The sequence below is a fragment of the Pseudomonas sp. genome, assembly GCF_049653025.1.
Taxonomy (GTDB): domain Bacteria; phylum Pseudomonadota; class Gammaproteobacteria; order Pseudomonadales; family Pseudomonadaceae; genus Aquipseudomonas.
The window spans coordinates 257912-275089 of record NZ_JBASFM010000017.1 but is presented as its reverse complement, the minus strand read 5'-3'; the positions used below and the strand labels follow the sequence as shown (position 1 = coordinate 275089).

The 17178-nt window shown below is 61.2% G+C and carries 16 protein-coding genes and 1 tRNA gene; 11 read left to right on the top strand and 6 right to left on the bottom strand.

Annotation, left to right across the window (positions count from 1 at the left end):
* From WBK23_RS15225 to WBK23_RS15215, 3 genes are all read left to right on the top strand, one after another.
* Positions 1-77 (top strand) — tRNA-Asp (locus tag WBK23_RS15225).
* A 199-nt stretch (positions 78-276) separates the two neighbouring features.
* Positions 277-984, top strand: a complete 708-nt coding sequence (locus WBK23_RS15220) for an FKBP-type peptidyl-prolyl cis-trans isomerase (RefSeq protein ID WP_424484772.1) — start codon at positions 277-279, stop codon at positions 982-984.
* Positions 985-1355: 371 nt separating this feature from the next.
* Positions 1356-1811, top strand: coding sequence for a YkvA family protein (locus WBK23_RS15215; protein ID WP_424484771.1), 456 nt, complete (start codon positions 1356-1358; stop codon positions 1809-1811).
* A gap of 12 nt (positions 1812-1823) precedes the next feature.
* Here the strand turns inward: WBK23_RS15215 and WBK23_RS15210 are convergent, their stop codons facing one another.
* The gene (locus tag WBK23_RS15210; protein WP_424484770.1) at positions 1824-2546 is read right to left on the bottom strand and encodes a substrate-binding periplasmic protein; all 723 of its coding nucleotides are present in this window, start codon (positions 2544-2546) and stop codon (positions 1824-1826) included.
* Between the two features lie 134 nt (positions 2547-2680).
* Between WBK23_RS15210 and WBK23_RS15205 the strand changes: the two genes are divergently transcribed.
* Positions 2681-3001 carry a helix-turn-helix domain-containing protein gene (locus WBK23_RS15205; RefSeq protein ID WP_424484769.1) on the top strand — a complete coding sequence of 107 codons (321 nt, stop codon included), beginning with the start codon at positions 2681-2683 and terminating at the stop codon, positions 2999-3001.
* On the top strand, positions 2998-3363 hold the full coding sequence (locus WBK23_RS15200) for a hypothetical protein (RefSeq protein ID WP_424484768.1): 366 nt from the start codon (positions 2998-3000) through the stop codon (positions 3361-3363). The genes WBK23_RS15205 and WBK23_RS15200 overlap by 4 nt, the downstream gene beginning before the upstream one ends.
* A 9-nt stretch (positions 3364-3372) precedes the next feature.
* Here WBK23_RS15200 and WBK23_RS15195 read toward each other — a convergent pair whose 3' ends face one another.
* Positions 3373-5136: a bifunctional diguanylate cyclase/phosphodiesterase gene (locus WBK23_RS15195; protein WP_424484767.1), complete on the bottom strand. Its 1764-nt coding sequence runs from the start codon at positions 5134-5136 to the stop codon at positions 3373-3375.
* Between the two features lie 86 nt (positions 5137-5222).
* Complete coding sequence (locus WBK23_RS15190; protein WP_424484766.1) at positions 5223-7304, bottom strand: carboxy terminal-processing peptidase; 2082 nt, start codon at positions 7302-7304, stop codon at positions 5223-5225.
* Positions 7305-7432: 128 nt separating this feature from the next.
* Between WBK23_RS15190 and WBK23_RS15185 the strand changes: the two genes are divergently transcribed.
* From WBK23_RS15185 to WBK23_RS15170, 4 genes are all read left to right on the top strand, one after another.
* Entirely contained in the window at positions 7433-8398 is a 966-nt protein-coding gene (locus WBK23_RS15185) for an NAD(P)H-quinone oxidoreductase (protein WP_424484765.1), read from the top strand.
* 259 nt (positions 8399-8657) lie between these two features.
* Positions 8658-9221 carry an alkyl hydroperoxide reductase subunit C gene (ahpC, locus tag WBK23_RS15180; RefSeq protein WP_424484764.1) on the top strand — a complete coding sequence of 188 codons (564 nt, stop codon included), beginning with the start codon at positions 8658-8660 and terminating at the stop codon, positions 9219-9221.
* 151 nt (positions 9222-9372) lie between these two features.
* Entirely contained in the window at positions 9373-10929 is a 1557-nt protein-coding gene (gene ahpF, locus WBK23_RS15175; protein WP_424484763.1) for an alkyl hydroperoxide reductase subunit F, read from the top strand.
* Positions 10930-11149: 220 nt separating this feature from the next.
* Positions 11150-11944, top strand: a complete 795-nt coding sequence (locus WBK23_RS15170; RefSeq protein WP_424484762.1) for an SDR family NAD(P)-dependent oxidoreductase — start codon at positions 11150-11152, stop codon at positions 11942-11944.
* 68 nt (positions 11945-12012) lie between these two features.
* Here WBK23_RS15170 and WBK23_RS15165 read toward each other — a convergent pair whose 3' ends face one another.
* Together WBK23_RS15165 and WBK23_RS15160 are read right to left on the bottom strand one after the other, a co-directional pair.
* On the bottom strand, positions 12013-12585 hold the full coding sequence (locus WBK23_RS15165) for a TetR/AcrR family transcriptional regulator (protein ID WP_424484761.1): 573 nt from the start codon (positions 12583-12585) through the stop codon (positions 12013-12015).
* An 80-nt stretch (positions 12586-12665) separates the two neighbouring features.
* Positions 12666-13205 (bottom strand): PaaI family thioesterase, encoded by a 540-nt coding sequence (locus tag WBK23_RS15160; RefSeq protein WP_424484760.1) that lies wholly within the window; start codon positions 13203-13205, stop codon positions 12666-12668.
* A gap of 139 nt (positions 13206-13344) precedes the next feature.
* On the opposite strand from WBK23_RS15160, the gene WBK23_RS15155 reads away from it, so the two are divergent.
* Both WBK23_RS15155 and lpdA read left to right on the top strand, forming a co-directional pair.
* A complete protein-coding gene (locus tag WBK23_RS15155; protein WP_424484759.1) occupies positions 13345-14553 on the top strand; it encodes an MFS transporter in 1209 nt (402 codons plus the stop codon).
* A 40-nt stretch (positions 14554-14593) separates the two neighbouring features.
* Positions 14594-15994 (top strand): dihydrolipoyl dehydrogenase, encoded by a 1401-nt coding sequence (gene lpdA, locus WBK23_RS15150; RefSeq protein WP_424484758.1) that lies wholly within the window; start codon positions 14594-14596, stop codon positions 15992-15994.
* Here the strand turns inward: lpdA and zapE are convergent.
* Positions 15991-17112, bottom strand: coding sequence for a cell division protein ZapE (gene zapE / locus WBK23_RS15145; RefSeq protein WP_424484757.1), 1122 nt, complete (start codon positions 17110-17112; stop codon positions 15991-15993). The two genes, lpdA and zapE, sit on opposite strands and share 4 nt — an antisense overlap.
* Positions 17113-17178: the final 66 nt, after the last annotated feature.

Below are 17178 nucleotides of genomic sequence, written 5' to 3'. Positions count from 1 at the left end.
GCAGCGGTAGTTCAGTCGGTTAGAATACCGGCCTGTCACGCCGGGGGTCGCGGGTTCGAGTCCCGTCCGCTGCGCCATTTTTCTCCTCGCTTCATCCCCTCTGTGACATCTCGCACCACTTCGCAATACCTCGCAAAATCCTTTCTAAATATTCAGCTAAACATCTGAACTTATACGCATTTTCTGTCTCCTAACACGGTAGCCAGTGATCGCGACGGCCTGCTAAGCTCGCGCTTTCACACCATTGCCCTAGGGCGCACCGGACAAGGAACAAGCATGAAACAGCATCGTTTAGCAGCGGCGGTCGCCCTGGTAGGTTTGGTTCTCGCGGGTTGTGATTCGCAGACCAGCGAAATCACCCTGGAAACCCCTGCACAGAAAGCCTCCTATGGCATCGGCCTGAACATGGGCAAGAGCCTGGCTCAGGAAGGCATGGATGACCTGGACTCCAACGCCGTTGCCCAAGGCATCGAAGACGCTATCGGCAAGAAAGAGCAGCGCCTGAAAGACGAAGAGCTGATCGAGGCCTTTGCCTTCCTGCAAAAGCGTGCCGAAGAGCGCATGGTGACCATGAATGCCGAGTCGGCCAAAGCCGGCAAGAAATTCCTCGAAGACAATGCCAAGCGTGAAGGTGTGACCACTACCGCTTCCGGCCTGCAATTCGAAGTCGTTAAAAAGGCCGAGGGCGCACAGCCGAAAGCCACCGACGTGGTGACTGTTCACTACGAAGGCAAATTGACCGACGGCAGCGTATTCGACAGCTCGGTTGAGCGTGGCAGCCCGATTGATCTGCCAGTTAACGGCGTGATCCCGGGTTGGGTCGAAGGTCTGCAGCTGATGCACGTTGGCGAGAAGTACAAGCTGTACATCCCGAGCGAGCTGGCCTATGGCGAGCAGAGCCCGACTCCGGCGATTCCAGCCAACTCGGTACTGGTCTTCGACCTGGAGCTGATCGCGATCAAAGACGCAGCCGCTAAAGAGTAATTTCTTTACGGTTCAGGCAGCGCCCCGTTTCGACGGGGCGTTGTCGTTTTTACCAGTCACAATTCGAACCTTGCGGCTGACTGAGCGGTCTTAAAAGACCTATATGGCCGCTTGGGTGTTACGGTTATGCACATTTCACGATTGCGCTGTGAGGGCTTGCGGTAACTGCCGCAAAGAAACCCTTTGTTATTTTTAACTATTTGATTTATATGGTTTTTTACTGTGTGAGCAAAAAATGCCCGATCTGTGGCGAGGCCGCATGGGCTGGGCGTTTGCCAGGCTTATCGAGAATCTGTTCACAAGGTTATCCACAGCTTTAGTGGATAACCATGGCAAGCCCAGTACCCATGCGTGATTGCCGGGAGAAGACGATGCAAGCACCGAAAAATTTCTCGCGTTACCTGTTTCTGGCACAGCGTTTTCTCAAGGCGGGGCGCTTGCCTGCTTTGCTGCTTTCGGTAGCGCGCAAGCGGGAAAAACTGGGTGCTGGCTTCGCCGAACTGGCCGATGAGCTCAAGTTGCTGCAGCAGCTGTGTATGGCTTGGTGGCGCGGCGAATACAGGGCGCTTAGCACTCAGGCGTTACTTGCGGTGGTAGCTGCCTTGCTGTATTTCGTAACACCGCTGGATGCCATTCCGGATTGGTTGTTGGGTGTGGGCTTTGTCGATGACCTGGCGGTGCTGGCGTGGGTGCTGCGTGCCTGGCGCGAAGAGTTGGCGGCCTTTCAGGCGTGGCGAGACGCACAGAGCCCCGAGGTGCTGAAGACGCTGGAGCGTTTGCCGGCGCTTGAGGCACCGTCTGAGCGGGGGCACAAAGAGCTGCAGTAGCTCGTGTGGGGCTCAGATCTGCTTGAGCAGCTGCGCGATCACGCCTTGATCACGCAACTCCTGCAGGACGCGGTCGAGCTGCTCGGCGCTGACCGGCAGCTGCGGGCTGTAGGTGCAATGCATGTCGTAGCGCTCGATCACCCAGGGGTTGAGCTGTAGTGGCGCATCCGGTTGCTGGCTGAGCTGGAAACTGAGCGGACGGCGCATGTCGATGATGGCTCCGAGTCGCTGCTTTTTCAGCAGGTTGATGCCGCTGCGCAAATCACGCAGGTCCTTGCGAGTCACCAGTTGCTTGGCAAAGGCATCCATCAGCTCGGCGCTGTAAACATAGCCGAGCTGGGTACCCAGAACCGTGTCGTGCAGCTCTTGCAGGCTGTTGATCGGGGCTTGCTGGCGATGCAGCAAGAGGACGTCTTCCTCGCTGTAGAGCGGCGGTGACCAGTGATAGCGCTCCGGTTTTTCCATCCATTGCGGGTTGTTGTTGCAGATCACATGAATGCGCCCGCGCTGCATGAACTCGTCGATGCGTTTGTTCGGCACCTCGACAAAGCGCGCTTCGTAGCCCAGGCGTTGGCTGGCCTGCTGGCCCAGTTGGTAGATGAAGCCACCGCGCAATTGCTGTTCGTGCACGTCGACATAGGGCATGCCGTCGGCCTTAGCGAAACCCCAGCGCAGTTCCGCCGCCCAAGTGCAGAAACTCCAGCCGATCAGCAATAACGTTAGCAGTGTGCGCAAAGCTGGCCTCCAGGTTCAGCTTGATTGTCTGCGGGCAGTATAGATCACGCCCTTTGCCGCGCCGGGCTGTTAAGATGGCCGCCTGTTCTGGAGTTGCCGAGAGTGATGGAAGTGCTCTGCATGGAGATTTACAGATGAATGTGCAAGTGATCGAACGCGACGGTGAGCCCGAATACGCGGTGCTGCCCTGGGCGCAGTATCAGGCGTTGTTGCAGGCTGCCGGACGTCCGGCTGCGGTAGCTGCGGTGGCTGTTGATGCAGGCAGACCAGCCTTGAGCCAACTGCTGGCATTGCGCGAGGCCAAGGGCCTGAGCGCCGCGGACCTGGCGCGCAGTGTCGGTATCAGCCCGCATTACCTGAGCATGATCGAGAGCGGCGAGCGTCAGCCTGATGCAGCCATCCAGCGTGCGCTGGCCTGGCACCTGGGTGTCGAAGGTTGGGAGTCGCAGTCTTGAGCGTACGCATCAGCCGACAACACTGGCAGGCCTTGCTGGGCGAACTTGAGGATGCTCAGCGTCAGCGTCACCTGTTGACCTACCGCGCGCTGATCGAGCGCCTGGCGCTGCCCAGCCCGGCCATGCAGACCCTGGCTGCCGCGCTGGAACACCTGGCCGCACTGGATGCCAAGGCCGAGCGTCCGCTGCGCAGCGCGCTGGTGATCAGTCAGGGTGCCAGCCGCTTGCCGCGGACCGGTTTCTTCGAGTGCGTCAGCCGTCTGGGCCGTTTTGTCGGGGCCTCTGACGGCATCGCTGCGGCGTCCTGGCATGCCGCCGAGGTTGCTCGGGTCTTTGAGTTCGACTACCCGGAAGAGGCCTAGGCCGCTAGCTCAGGCCGCGCTGTCGGTCTGGGTGTCGATGATATGCAGGCTGTAACCTGGCACTGCCTTGGCGTGGCGCTTGGCTTCCGAAGCCAGCCCCGCCAGCTGGCTGGCATCCAGGTGCGCACACTGTTCGGGATGCAAGTGCACCACGCCCAATGACAGCGACAGCAGGGCGAACTCCTGGCGCTTACCCGTGCGGTCATGGGCGACAAAGCAACCGGCGTGCAGGTCTTCTTCGCGGTAAAAGCGCCGGCATTGGCTCTGGAAGTCTTCCAGCAGGCGATTGAGGCGGGCACGCCAGTCCTGCGAACCGAGCACCAGCAGAAAGTCATCGCCGCCAATATGGCCAACAAAGTCCCGCGTCGGGTCGACCCGGTCATTCAGGCATTGCGCCAGGCTGAGCAGCACTTCATCGCCCTTGGCATAGCCGTAGAGGTCATTGAACGGCTTGAAGTTGTCGATATCCACGTAGCAGATCACCGCCTCGCGGCTCTGTTGCAGCAGGCGAGTCAGGCACTGCTGGATTGGCACATTGCCCGGCAGCAGGGTCAGCGGGTTGGCATAACGCGCCTGCTGGATCTTCAGTTCGGTGATCAGCTTGAGCACGTCGATCACTCGGCCCATGCCGCTATAGCTGCCGTCCTGAATGATGATGAAGTCTTCTTCGATGCGTTGGCGCGCGCGGCTGGTGAGCAGGCGGCTGACCTGTTGCAGCGACTGGCTGGACTCCACCGCCAGGTAGTCATCGCTCATCAGGCGGCTGATCGGCTTGCGAGCGAACAGTTCGTTGGCGAATGGCTTGAGCAGCGCCTCGGCGAGCGAGTGGCGGTGCACGATGCCCACCGGCTGTTGCGCGGGGTTGAGTACGGCCAGGGAGTTGAGGCTGGCCTGGGCGCGAAACATCTCCAGCACCTCGCTGGTCGGGGTACTCAATGGCACCGCGCGCTGCGGGTTGAGCAGGCCACGCAGGTCGCTGACTTCCTCGCTGAGCAGGCTGCTGCTGTTGCAGGTGGCGGGCAGCAGATTGAGTGCATCGCGCGGCGGCTGTTCTTGCGGACGGCACAGCAGATAGCCTTGCAGCAGGTCGACACCCATCTCCGCCAGCACTTCGAGCTCTTCCGCCAGTTCGATGCCTTCGGCGATCACCTGGGCGCGCGAGGCTTTGGCCATTTTCAGGATCGAGCCGACGAACTCGCGTTTGACTGCGTCTTGATGAATGCCGTCGATAAAGTGGCGGTCGATCTTGACGTAGTCTGGGCGCAGTTCTGACCACAGGCGCAGACTCGAATAGCCGGCACCGAGGTCATCCAGGGCGATGGAGAAGCCCATGGCGCGGTAGTGGTGCAGGGCGGTGTCGAGCAGGGCGAAGTCGTCGGTGGGCGATTGCTCGGTCAGCTCGATCACCACCTGGCTCGGCGGAATGCCCAGGGTTTGCAGCAGTTGTAGGGTGCGTCCGGGCTGATGCTTGGGCTCCATCAGCGAATCGGGGGAAACGTTGAGAAACAGCTTGCCCTCAAGCTTCAGTTGGCTGAAACGCTGGCAGGCGTTCTTGCGGCACAGCAGTTCCAGTTCGCTCAGGCGGCCGGCACTGCGGGCCACGGCAAACAGGTTGATCGGTGAGTGCAGGGCGCTATTGGAGGGCCCGCGACTGAGGGCTTCATAACCGAGGATGCGCCGTTCGGAAAGCGAGAAGATAGGCTGGAACAGGCTGTGCAGGTCGCTGTTGGCGAGGATGGTGTCCAGCGCGCTGAACTGCTCGGTGGCGATCATGATGGGTCTCTGTCGGCATAAAAAACGGGGACTGGCATGGTGACCAGTCCCCGCATTTCACGACAGTTTGATGACCCTTTGATGACTTACTGTTTGGCCAGGCGAGTATTCAGGCCCAGATAGTCGAGCAGGATGCGCCCGCTCTCTGCCAGGTAGGCATCATCTTCCGGTTTGGTTTTTTCATCTTCCACCGGCAAGGCGTCTTCGTCTTCTTCTTTGAGCTTGTTCAGCAGGGCTTCGCCCTTGGCCTTGCGCCGGCTGTTTTCGATGGCCAGTTGCTGGCCTTCGATATCGGTTTGCTGGGCGCGGCGCTTGGCTTCATTGAGGCTGACGGTGGTTTCTTCCATCAGCTTCTGCGCCAGTTGCAGACGTTCGCGGGCGAAGGTGAAGTCGGCGTTTTGCGCCGTACGGCCTTCATAGCGGGTTTGCAGTTCGGCGAGGAACGGTTTGATCGGGTCCAGCTCCGGTTTGATCGCCGGCTTGATACTGTCCCATGGCAGGGCCTCGGGCAGGGCGCTCTCACCGATTTCCTTGTTGTCCATCACGTCCGGGTACTGAATATCCGGAATCACGCCCTGGTGCTGGGTGCTCTGCCCGGATACCCGGTAGAACTTGGCCAGGGTCAGCTTTAGTTCGCCGTGGTTAAGCGGTTGAATGGTCTGTACGGTGCCTTTGCCGAAGGTCTGCCCGCCGAGGATCAGCGCGCGGTGGTAGTCCTGCATGGCACCGGCGAAAATTTCCGAGGCCGAAGCCGACAGGCGATTGACCAGCACGGCCAGTGGGCCTTTGTAGTAGATGCCGGTATTTTCATCGGCCAGCACGTCAACCCGGCCATCACTGTTGCGCACCAGTACGGTCGGGCCTTGGTCGATAAACAGCCCGGTCAGTTCGGTGGCTTCCTGTAGCGAGCCGCCGCCGTTGTTGCGCAGGTCGATGACCACACCGTCGACTTTTTCCTTTTCCAGCTCGGTCAGCAGGCGTTTGACGTCACGGGTGGTGCTTTTGTAGTTCGGGTCGCCTGCGCGGAATGCCTTGAAGTCCAAGTAGAAAGCCGGGATTTCGATCACCCCGAGCTTGTAGTCGCGGTTCTCGTGCTTGAGGTTGAGAATGGACTTCTTCGCCGCCTGCTCTTCCAGCTTGACCGCCTCGCGGGTGATGGCGACTACCTTGCTGGTCTGGTCATTCGGCGCATTGCTGGCCGGAATCACTTCCAGGCGCACTTGCGAGCCTTTCGGGCCGCGAATCAGTTTGACCACTTCATCCAGGCGCCAGCCGATCACGTCGACCATTTCCTTGCTGCCCTGCGCCACGCCGATGATCTTGTCGGCCGGAGCGATCTGCTTGCTCTTTTCCGCCGGGCCGGCAGGCACCAGACGTACCACCTTGACGTGCTCGTTGTCGCTTTGCAGCACGGCACCAATACCTTCGAGCGACAGGCTCATATTGATGTCGAAGTTCTCCGCGTTATCCGGGGAGAGGTAGGTGGTGTGCGGGTCGTAGGACATCGCGAAGGCATTGATATAGGCCTGGAACACGTCTTCGCCGCGGGTTTGCTTAAGCCGCGCGAGCTGGTTCTTGTAGCGCTTGGTCAGCAGTTCCTGAATAGCCTTCGGCTCTTTGCCGGCGATTTTCAGGCGCAGCACTTCATCCTTGACGCGCTTGCGCCAGAGGTCGTCCAGCTCGGCGATATCCTTGGCCCAGAGGGCGTTCTCACGATCGATCAACAGACTTTCATCGATGTTGAAGTCGATGTTGTCGACGCCCTTATCGAGCATGTTCAGGGTGAATTGCAGGCGGCCTTGCAAACGCTCCAGATGGCGCTTGTAGATGGCAAAACCGGGTTGCAGGTCGCCATTCTTCAGCAGGTCATCGAAGCGCGTGCTCCAGCGATCGAATTCGGCGATGTCGGCAGCGGTGAAGTAGCTGCGTGCCGGATCGAGCATCTTCAGGTAGCCCTGATAGATCTTCACCGAGCGCTCGTCATTCAAGGGCGGCTTGTTGTAGTGATGGCGCTTCAACAGTTCCACGACGTTGAGGCTGGCGATCACTTGCTCGCGATCTGGCTGCAGGTATTCCCAGGACTCGTCGCTGCTGGTCTTGGCCGCCAGCGGCAGGGCGCTCAGGGCAAAGGAGAAAGCCAGGGTGACGCTGAGGAGGGATCGCTTCATGCTGATTCGACGTGTGGGCAGTTGATAACGCATATTAGGCCGTCTTTAAGGGCGCCAGGTTCCATCGGCGCAATGCAAAAGCCCAGCGGTCAGCGCCGGGCTCGGTTCAAATGCACTATGGAGGCAGCGTGAAGGCATTGCAAGGCGTTGAAGGCCGCGTGGAGTGGGCGCAACAGCCCAAACCGGTCTGTGATGTTGGGGAAATTCGCATTCGCGTAGCGGCCGCCGGCCTCAACCGTGCCGATCTGTTGCAGCGCGCCGGGTTGTACCCGCCACCGCCGGATGCCAGCGAGATTCTTGGGCTGGAATGCGCCGGTGTGGTCAGTGAAGTGGGTGCAGGGTGTGACTGGAAGATCGGTGATCGGGTCTGCGCACTCCTGACTGGCGGCGGTATGGCCGAGGAAGTGGTGGTCGATGCGCGGCATGCCCTGCCTATTCCCGAAGGCCTCAGCCTACACGAGGCCGCGGCGTTGCCGGAGGTCTATGCCACGGCCTGGCTCAATCTGTTCCAGCTGGCTGCGCTGAAGCCGGGGCAGAAGGTCTTGCTGCATGCCGGTGCCAGTGGCGTGGGCTCTGCCGCCATTCAACTGTGCAAGGCCTTTGGCAGCCCGTGCTGGGTCAGCGTCGGCTCAGCTGAGCGGCTGGCCTACTGTGAGAGCTTGGGCGCGCAGGGCGGCGTATTGCGTGGTGAAGACCAGCTGCAAGCGCTGCGCGATTTTGCCCCTTTTGATGTGATTCTCGACCCGGTAGGCGGCAACTATGCCGCGCTCAACCTGGATTTGCTGGCGCAGGATGGTCGCTGGGTAAATATCGGACTGCTTGGCGGGCGCAAGGCCGAGCTGGACCTGGCTTTGCTGCTGGGCAAGCGCATTCAACTGATCGGCTCGACCCTGCGTAACCGCGATGAGCAGTTCAAGGCTGATCTGCTGCGTGATCTGCAGCAGTTTGTCTGGCCATTGTTTGCCGAGGGGCGACTCAAACCGCAACTTCAGCAGGCTTATGCGCTCAAAGATGCCGAGGCGGCCTTTGCGGCGTTGGCCAGTAATGAGGTCAACGGCAAGCTGGTGTTGGTGATAGACCCAGCATTGGCCTGAGAACCTGCTTACGGTCTGCTGCGCGTCGGCCATCCGGCGTTAAAAACAGCCTCGGAATGCTCATTTACACCAGTAAACTCCGCTTCCTCGGCTGTTTTTGCCTTGTCTGGCTCTAGCTCGCGAGATCGTAAACAGATTCTGATGCTGGCATGTCGATTGGCTTACTCAATCGGAATGATGGCGGCAATCAATAAGCTTTTTTCGTATAAGGCGTTAAAATGCGCCCTGTAAATTTCTAACCCTCAAGAAGGAATCAGAGATGTCCCTCATCAATACCCAAGTTCAACCGTTCGCGGCCAATGCTTTCCACAACGGCGAGTTCATCCAGGTTACCGAGCAGAGCCTGAAGGGCAAATGGTCCGTGCTGATCTTTATGCCAGCTGCCTTCACCTTCAACTGCCCGACCGAAATCGAAGACGCGGCCAACAACTACGCCGAGTTCCAGAAGGCCGGTGCCGAGGTCTACATCGTGACCACCGACACCCACTTCTCGCACAAGGTCTGGCACGAAACTTCGCCTGCCGTTGGCAAGGCTCAGTTCCCGCTGATCGGCGATCCGACTCACCAGCTGACCAACGCTTTCGGCGTGCACATCCCGGAAGAAGGCCTGGCCCTGCGTGGCACCTTCGTGATCAACCCAGACGGCGTGATCAAGACCCTGGAAATCCACTCCAACGAAATCGCTCGCGACGTTTCCGAGACCCTGCGCAAGCTGAAAGCCGCTCAGTACACCGCTGCTAACCCAGGCCAGGTTTGCCCAGCCAAGTGGAAAGAAGGCGAAGCTACTCTGGCTCCATCGCTGGACCTGGTTGGCAAGATCTAAATCTGCCGCCGCTCTCCCTGGGCTCAGGTTCGGGGAGGGAGTACTTAGCGCTGTCAGGGTCGAAACCCGACCCTAGTGGTGCCCGATGCCCGGGCGCGATCCGCCCGGGCATTTTATTGCCCAGAATTTTTGTCATTGAGGACTATCCGCCATGTTGGACGCTAACCTGCAAACCCAGTTGAAGGCCTACCTGGAAAAGGTCACCCTGCCGTTCGAGATCGTCGCGTCCCTCGATGACAGCGCGAAATCCCAAGAGCTGCTGAGCCTGCTCCAGAGCATCGTCGGCCTGACCGACAAGATCACCCTGAAGACCGACGGCAGCGATGCTCGCCGTCCGTCCTTCGCCCTGGTTCGCCCGGGCGCCGATATCGGCCTGAGCTTCGCCGGTATCCCCATGGGCCACGAGTTCACCTCGCTGGTGCTGGCGCTGCTGCAGGTTGGCGGCCACCCGTCCAAGTTGGACGCAGACACCATCGCGCAGATCCAGGCGATTGAAGGCAAGTTCGAGTTCGAGACCTACTTCTCGCTGTCCTGCCAGAACTGCCCTGACGTGGTCCAGGCGCTGAACCTGATGGCCGTGCTCAACCCCAACATCCGCAACGTGTCGATCGACGGCGCGCTGTTCCAGGAAGAAGTCGAGCGCCGCCAGGTCATGGCCGTGCCGAGCATCTACCTGAACGGCGAAGTGTTCGCCTCCGGCCGTATGGAAGTGAAGGAAATCCTCGCCAAGATCGATACCGGCGCCGCCAACCGCGACGCCGAGAAGATGAGCGCCAAGGATGCCTTCGACGTGCTGGTCATTGGCGGTGGCCCGGCCGGCGCTGCGGCGGCCATCTATGCCGCGCGTAAGGGCATCCGCACCGGTGTGGCGGCCGAGCGTTTCGGCGGCCAGGTGCTCGACACCATGGCCATCGAGAACTTTATCTCGGTGCAGGAAACCGAAGGGCCGAAGCTGGCTCGCGCTCTGGAAGAGCACGTTAAACAGTACGAAGTCGATATCATGAACCTGCAGCGCGCCAGTGCCCTGATCCCGGCCAGCGCCGAGGGTGGCCTGCACGAAGTCCGCTTCGACAGCGGTGCCAGTCTCAAGGCCAAGACCCTGATCCTCTCCACCGGCGCACGCTGGAGAGAGATGAACGTGCCGGGCGAGCAGCAGTACCGCAACAAGGGCGTGGCCTACTGCCCGCATTGCGATGGTCCGCTGTTCAAGGGCAAGCGCGTGGCGGTGATCGGCGGTGGTAACTCCGGCGTGGAAGCGGCCATCGACCTGGCCGGTATCGTCGCTCAGGTCACCCTGATCGAGTTCGACAGCCAGCTGCGCGCTGATGCCGTGCTGCAGAAGAAGCTGCACAGCCTGGCGAACGTCACGGTGATCACCAGCGCCCTGACCACCGAGGTCAAGGGCGATGGGCAGAAGGTCAACGGCCTGGTCTACAAGGATCGCAACAGCGACGAACTACATACCGTCGAGCTGGAAGGCATTTTCGTGCAGATCGGCCTGCTGCCTAACAGCGACTGGCTCAAGGGCGTGATCGAGCTGTCGCCGCGTGGCGAGATCATTGTCGATGCCAAGGGCGGCACCAATGTGCCGGGTATCTTCGCGGCGGGCGACGTCACCACCGTGCCGTACAAGCAGATCGTGATTGCCGTGGGCGAGGGTGCCAAGGCGTCGTTGTCCGCCTTCGATCACCTGATCCGCTCGAACTGATGCGCTAAGCGCCTCGCGCTGCACACAACGGACAACCTGCAAAGGTTGTCCGTTTTTTTATGCCTGGCGTTTGCGCGGATGGTCCTGGGTGTTTGTCAGGAAACCTGCCGATAGTTTTTATTATGATCGACATATAATATTTATATTATGTATGTAATATGAGTTGGCGCACTATACCGACAGACACGATCAACCACCTGCAGAATCGAGGAGACAGACAATGAGCAAGCAAAACGCAAAAGGTACCGCGCTGATTACCGGCGCTTCTTCTGGCATCGGTGCCACCTACGCCGAGCGTCTGGCTCGCCGCGGTCATGACCTGCTGCTGGTGGCGCGTGATCTACCGCGCCTGGAGGCGTTGGCCGGGCGTTTGGGCGAGGAATACGGGATCAAGGTTGAGGCGCTGAAGGCCGATCTGACCGACAAGGCGGACCTGCTGAAGGTTGAGCAGCGTCTGCGCAGCGATTCGGCGATCACGCTATTGGTCAACAATGCCGGCATGGCGATGAATGGCAGCCTGGCCGAGGCGGACCTGGACACGACCGAGCGCCTGATTTTGCTCAATATCGTCTCGCTGACGCGCTTGTCCGCTGCCGCCTCCGCCAGCTTTGGCGCAGCTGGGCGGGGCGCGATCATCAATATCGCCTCGGTGGTGGCGCTGGCCCCGGAAATGTTCAACGCCGTCTACAGCGCCAGCAAGGCTTATGTGTTGAGCCTGAGCCAAACATTGCAAGGCGAAATCGGCAAGCTCGGCGTGCAGGTGCAAGCGGTGCTGCCGGGCATCACCCGCACCGAGATCTGGGAACGCAGCGGCATGGATGAATCGGCGTTACCGCCGAGCATGATCATGGAGGTCGGTGAGATGGTCGATGCCGCCTTGGCCGGCTTCGATCAGGGCGAGCTGGTGACCATTCCATCGCTGCCGGATGCTGCAGATTGGGCCGGTCTGGTCAGCGCTCGGGCCAAGCTTGGGCCGAATCTGTCGCACAGCAGTGCAGCGGCGCGTTACAAGTAAACAGCCCTGCAATTGTTGAAAAGCCCTTGGTGCAGCACTGCGCCAAGGGCTTTTTTATGGCGCTAATTTCACGCCTCGGTTGTGGCGCTGCTCTGTTCGATCAGCAGTTCGCGGGCGCTGCTAAGCAAGCGCTCAGACAACTCCGGGTCACTGACGCTGCGCGACAGCATCAATGCGCCCACCAGCGCCGAGAGGATCAGTACGCTCTGCCGGGCAGCGTCCTCGCCGTGCAGGCTGGACTCGATCAGGGCCAGGCGATTGTTCACCACTTCATCGGTGATCGGGCTGGCTTGCCCGCGCTGGCCCAACTCGGCCGACATGGTCGGCAACGGGCAGCCCGCGCCAGGATTGTCGCGGTGGGCGTCCGACAGGTAGCTGGTGATAAACGCCGGCAAGGGCGTCGGGCCGTTCTGGATCTCGGCCGTGACATGGTCGAGGTCCTGCGCGGCCTGGCGCAGGGCGGTGGCCACCAGCTCATCCTTGGATTTGAAGTGCGCATAGAAGCCGCCGTGGGTCAGCCCCAGGGTTTTCATCAGCGGTTGCAGGCCGGTGGCCCCCACGCCATCGCGGCGGAACAGGCGCGCCGCCTCATCGATAATGCGCTGGTGGGTCTGGGCTTTATGGTCTTCTGAATAACGCATGAGGCTCCCTGGGTTTCGCTACTTGAGATGCTGGGCGTCATCTTACCGCCTTGGCGGGCCGTAGTCCGCCGCCGTGATGTTCAGCTGGGCAACTGCAGGATCAGGCAGGTCGTCGAGCCGACGGCATACAGGCGGTCGTCGACATCGTAGATCCGCCCCTCGGCCAGCGCCGTAGTGCGGCCGACATGCACGATGCGGCCTTCCGCGCGGATCGGCCCGACCTTGCTGCTGAGGGCGCGAATGTAGCTGACGCGCAAATCGGTGGTGGTATAGCCCTGGCCGCGCTGCAACTGAGTATGAATGGCGCAGCCCATGCAGGAGTCGAGCAGGGTCGCGGCGTAGCCGCCGTGCACGCTGCCCAGCGGGTTGTAGTGGCGCGCATCGGGCGTGCCCTGGAAGACGAAGCACCCGGGCGACCATTCCAGTGGAATGAAATCGAGCAGGTGGCCGAAGGGTGGGGAAGGCAGTTCGCCGCTGCCGATGCGGTCAAAGAACTCCTGCGGCAGCAGCGCGCTGACTTCGGCCAGGCTCATGCTGCCGGGCGCGCCGAGAGTGGCGCGCATGGCTTGTTCGGCAGCGCGCCAGGCGGCCAGTTTGTCTTCGCGTGATGGGGTGGTCATGGATGGGTCTCCGCAGTGTGGCTGATGAATGGCGGTGGGTATCTGATTTGAATTATAGACATCATTTAATCATTTATATTATGGTCGAAATATTATTGGTTGGCGAGCCACGCCGGCTACCGAATACAGGGTGCAAACCATGCACGGCTATCCATCACCTTCGCGCGGTCTGTTGCTGATTCTGATTGCCTTGACCGCCCTGGGAGAGATCTCCACCCAGCTGATCATCCCCAGCCTCGGGGCGATCGAGCTGGTCATGTCGGCGCAGCCGGGCAGCAGCCTGTTGGCGCTATCGGCGTTTGTCGCGGCCTTTGGTCTGGGCCAACTGGTGCTCGGCCCGCTGTCGGACCGCATTGGTCGGCGGCCGGTGCTGATTGCCGGGTTGCTGGTGTACCTGCTGGCGACGCTGTGGATGCTGCTGGCCAGCAGCATGGGCGAGTTTGTCGCCGCCCGCGTCCTGCAAGGTTTGGGTGCCTGCGCGGCCTTGGTGCTGGCACGCGCCATTGTGCGTGATGTCTGGCATGCGCAAGCCGGCCCGGCCTTGGCCATGACGGTGATCGGCATGCTCTGCGCGATTGTCCTGTCGCCCATGATCGGTGGGGTGTTGACGCTTTATGGCGGCTGGCATGCGCCGATTTTGTTGGCCCTGCTGATCGGCGCTGGCGCGCTGCTGGCGGTGCTGCGTGGCTACCGTGAAAGCAACCAGAACCTCGATCCGCAGGCCGGGCAGTTGCGCGGGTTGGCCGGTAATTACCTCGATTTGCTGAGGTCCGCCTCATTTCGCGCGTTTGCTCTGACGCTGGCCGGCACCTACGGCGCGATGTTCGCGGTGATTGCCGGCTCGTCGGCGGTGTATATCGGCCTGTTGCAGTTAAGCCCGGCGCAGTACGGGGTGACCTTTGCCGCGATCGTTTCGGCATTGATCGCCGGTGCCTTGTTCACCCAACGCATGATCCTGCGCCTGGGCCCGCAGAAAATCGTCGGCATTGGTGTGGCGCTGGTCCTGGCGGGTGCAATCGCCACGCTGCTGGTGTACCGGCTCGCCGGTTTGTCCGTGCTTGGTCTGTCGCTGCCGCAAGTGCTGGTGACCCTGGGCGGCGGCATGCTGCTGCCGGCGTCGGTGGCCGGCGCGGTGATTCCCAATGCCCATCGCGCCGGTTTGGCCGCGGGCTTTATGGGCTTTGCGCAGATGGCCGGGGCCACCTGCAGCGGTCTGTTGCTCAGTGTGCTGGCGGATGGCAGCGCTTGGCCTATGGTGTTGCTGAATGCCCTATTCGCCGTGGCGGCGTTTAGCGCCTTTCACCTGCTGCGCCCGCGGCCGGTGGTGAGCGCCGCGCTGGCCCGGTAAACCCTGACACAGGCTTTTGCGCATCCAGAGGAGCGACTGCATGAGTAACTATGACGTGCTGATCATCGGCGGCGGCCCTGGCGGTTACAACGCCGCCATCCGCGCCGGGCAACTGGGCCTGAAAGTCGCCTGCATTGAGGGCCGCGAAACCCTCGGTGGCACCTGCCTGAATGTCGGCTGTATGCCGTCGAAGGCGTTGCTGCATGCCTCGGAGTTGTATGAAGCGGCGACCAGCGGCGAGCTGAACAACCTCGGCATCGAGGTCACGCCGACGCTCAATCTGGCGCAGATGATGAAGCAGAAGGATGAAAGCGTGACGGCCCTGACCAAGGGCATCGAGTTTCTGTTTCGCAAGAACAAGGTCGACTGGATCAAGGGTTGGGGCCGCTTGAACGGACCGGGCAAGGTCACGGTGACCCTGGCCGATGGCAGCGTGCGTGAGTTGCAAGCCAAGGACATCGTGATTGCCACTGGCTCGGAGCCGACGCCGTTGCCGGGGGTGACGATTGATAACCAGCGCATTCTCGACTCCACCGGCGCGCTGGCTTTGCCCAAGGTGCCAAAGCATCTGGTGGTGATTGGTGCCGGAGTAATCGGCCTGGAGTTGGGTTCGGTGTGGCGGCGTTTGGGCAGCGAAGTGACTGTGGTGGAGTACCTCGACCGCATCTGCCCAGGCCTGGATGACGAAACCGCGAAAACCCTGCAGCGCACCCTGAGCAAGCAGGGGATGAATTTCAAACTGGCAACCAAGGTCAGCGCCGCCAAGGCCACGGCCAAAGGCGTCACCCTTGACCTGCAGCCAGCTGCTGGCGGCGCTGTCGAGCAACTCCAGGCTGACTATGTACTGGTCGCCATCGGCCGCCGCCCCTATACCGCTGGCCTGGGTCTGGAAAGCGTCGGCCTGGCCACCGACAAGCGCGGCATGCTGGAAAACCAGCAGCACCGCAGCAGCGTACCGGGTATCTGGATTATCGGTGACGTGACCTCTGGGCCGATGCTCGCGCACAAGGCCGAAGATGAAGCCATCGCCTGTATTGAACGCATCGCCGGGCATGCCGCCGAGGTCAATTACGACGCGATTCCCGGGGTCATCTACACCAAGCCGGAAGTCGCCACCGTGGGCAAGACCGAGGAACAGCTGAAGGCCGAAGGGCGTGCCTACAAGGTCGGCAAGTTTCCCTTCACCGCCAACAGCCGGGCGAAGATCAACCACGAGGCCGAAGGCTTCGTCAAAGTGCTGGCCGATGAGCGCACCGACCAGATTCTTGGCGTGCATATCATCGGCCCCAGCGCCGGCGAACTGATCGGCGAGTACTGCGTGGCCCTGGAGTTCAGCGCTTCGGCCGAAGATATTGCGCTGATCTGCCATCCACACCCAACCCGCTCCGAGGCTCTGCGCCAGGCGGCGATGAATGTGCATGGTTGGGCCATGCAAGCTTAAGCGCCAAAGCGCTGGAGCTGCATCTCCTGTAAACGGCTCAGGGTGCGGCGAAAGGCGAAGCTCAGGTAACCCTCGGTATAGAGTTCGGCGAGCGGCACCTGGGCCTCGAGATACAGCGGCACCTTGCGGTCGTAGCACTCATCCACCAGGGCGATAAAGCGCCGTACGCTGTCATCCTTGATCGACAGCGCCGGCAGCTGGCGGTCGCCTGCCACTATTCGTTCGACGCCATCTTCGGTGCCACGGGCAATCTTTGCCGCGCGCTGCGGGCTGCTCAGATTCGGCACCTCGCTGAGCAGGATGGCGCGGAAGCGGTCGCACAGGGCGATAAAGTCCGGCGCGGCCAGGGGCTGCTGGCACAGGTCGGCAAAGCGGCACCAGAGCACATCGGCGCTGTAGCGCAGCACCGGCACCGTGCGGGTGCCAAGCATCAGCGGTTGATCACTGCTGGGGCTGCCTGCGGCCAACTGGCTGAAGATCTGGCTCAGTACGCCAGGCTGCCCCGGTATGGCGACCCAGTAGCGGGTATGCGCGGTGCCTGGGTGCAGGCGGTGGTCTTGCTCGCCGTTGATGCTGACTACCTGCATATGTCGCTGCAAGGCGACCACCGCAGGCAGGAAGCGCTCGCGGTTGAAGCCCTCGGCGTACAGCAGTTCGGGCGGCTGGTTGGAGGTGGCCACCAGCACCACGCCCTGCTCGAACATCACCTGGAACAGCCGACCGAGAATGATCGCATCACCGATATCGCTGACATACAGCTCATCGAAGCACAGCACGCGCACCTCGTGGCTCAGTTGTACGGCCAATGCCTGCAGCGGATCAGGCGTGCCGGTGAGCTGGAACAGGCGCATATGCACCCAGCGCATAAAGTGGTGAAAGTGCTGACGCCGCGCCGGGACGTTCAGGCCCTGGTAGAAACTGTCCATCAACCAGGTCTTGCCGCGGCCAACCGGCCCCCACAGGTAGACCCCACGCACAGGTTGCGCCGGTGCAGGCAGCTGCAAGGCCTGGTGACAGTCGTGCAGGGCCTGGGCGGCCTGCCACTGCGCCGGGTCGGACTTGAACCCGTCGCGGTCGATCGCTTGTTGGTAGGCGGCGAGGGGGGAACTGCTGGGCATGAATGCAGGCGTATGGCTGGGAGGTGGCGCTTTATAGCCTGTGGCCAGGCATCTGCGCCACTTCCC

What these genes read in the sequence shown, in the direction of transcription:
- WBK23_RS15220 (WP_424484772.1), top strand. Translation starts at nt 277, where the DNA reads ATGAAACAGCATCGTTTAGCAGCGGCGGTCGCCCTGGTAGGTTTGGTT.
- WBK23_RS15215 (WP_424484771.1), top strand. Translation starts at nt 1,356, where the DNA reads ATGCAAGCACCGAAAAATTTCTCGCGTTACCTGTTTCTGGCACAGCGT.
- WBK23_RS15205 (WP_424484769.1), top strand. Translation starts at nt 2,681, where the DNA reads ATGAATGTGCAAGTGATCGAACGCGACGGTGAGCCCGAATACGCGGTG.
- WBK23_RS15195 (WP_424484767.1), bottom strand. Translation starts at nt 5,136, where the DNA reads ATGATCGCCACCGAGCAGTTCAGCGCGCTGGACACCATCCTCGCCAAC.
- WBK23_RS15190 (WP_424484766.1), bottom strand. Translation starts at nt 7,304, where the DNA reads ATGAAGCGATCCCTCCTCAGCGTCACCCTGGCTTTCTCCTTTGCCCTG.
- ahpC (WP_424484764.1), top strand. Translation starts at nt 8,658, where the DNA reads ATGTCCCTCATCAATACCCAAGTTCAACCGTTCGCGGCCAATGCTTTC.
- ahpF (WP_424484763.1), top strand. Translation starts at nt 9,373, where the DNA reads ATGTTGGACGCTAACCTGCAAACCCAGTTGAAGGCCTACCTGGAAAAG.
- WBK23_RS15170 (WP_424484762.1), top strand. Translation starts at nt 11,150, where the DNA reads ATGAGCAAGCAAAACGCAAAAGGTACCGCGCTGATTACCGGCGCTTCT.
- WBK23_RS15165 (WP_424484761.1), bottom strand. Translation starts at nt 12,585, where the DNA reads ATGCGTTATTCAGAAGACCATAAAGCCCAGACCCACCAGCGCATTATC.
- WBK23_RS15160 (WP_424484760.1), bottom strand. Translation starts at nt 13,205, where the DNA reads ATGACCACCCCATCACGCGAAGACAAACTGGCCGCCTGGCGCGCTGCC.
- WBK23_RS15155 (WP_424484759.1), top strand. Translation starts at nt 13,345, where the DNA reads ATGCACGGCTATCCATCACCTTCGCGCGGTCTGTTGCTGATTCTGATT.
- lpdA (WP_424484758.1), top strand. Translation starts at nt 14,594, where the DNA reads ATGAGTAACTATGACGTGCTGATCATCGGCGGCGGCCCTGGCGGTTAC.
- zapE (WP_424484757.1), bottom strand. Translation starts at nt 17,112, where the DNA reads ATGCCCAGCAGTTCCCCCCTCGCCGCCTACCAACAAGCGATCGACCGC.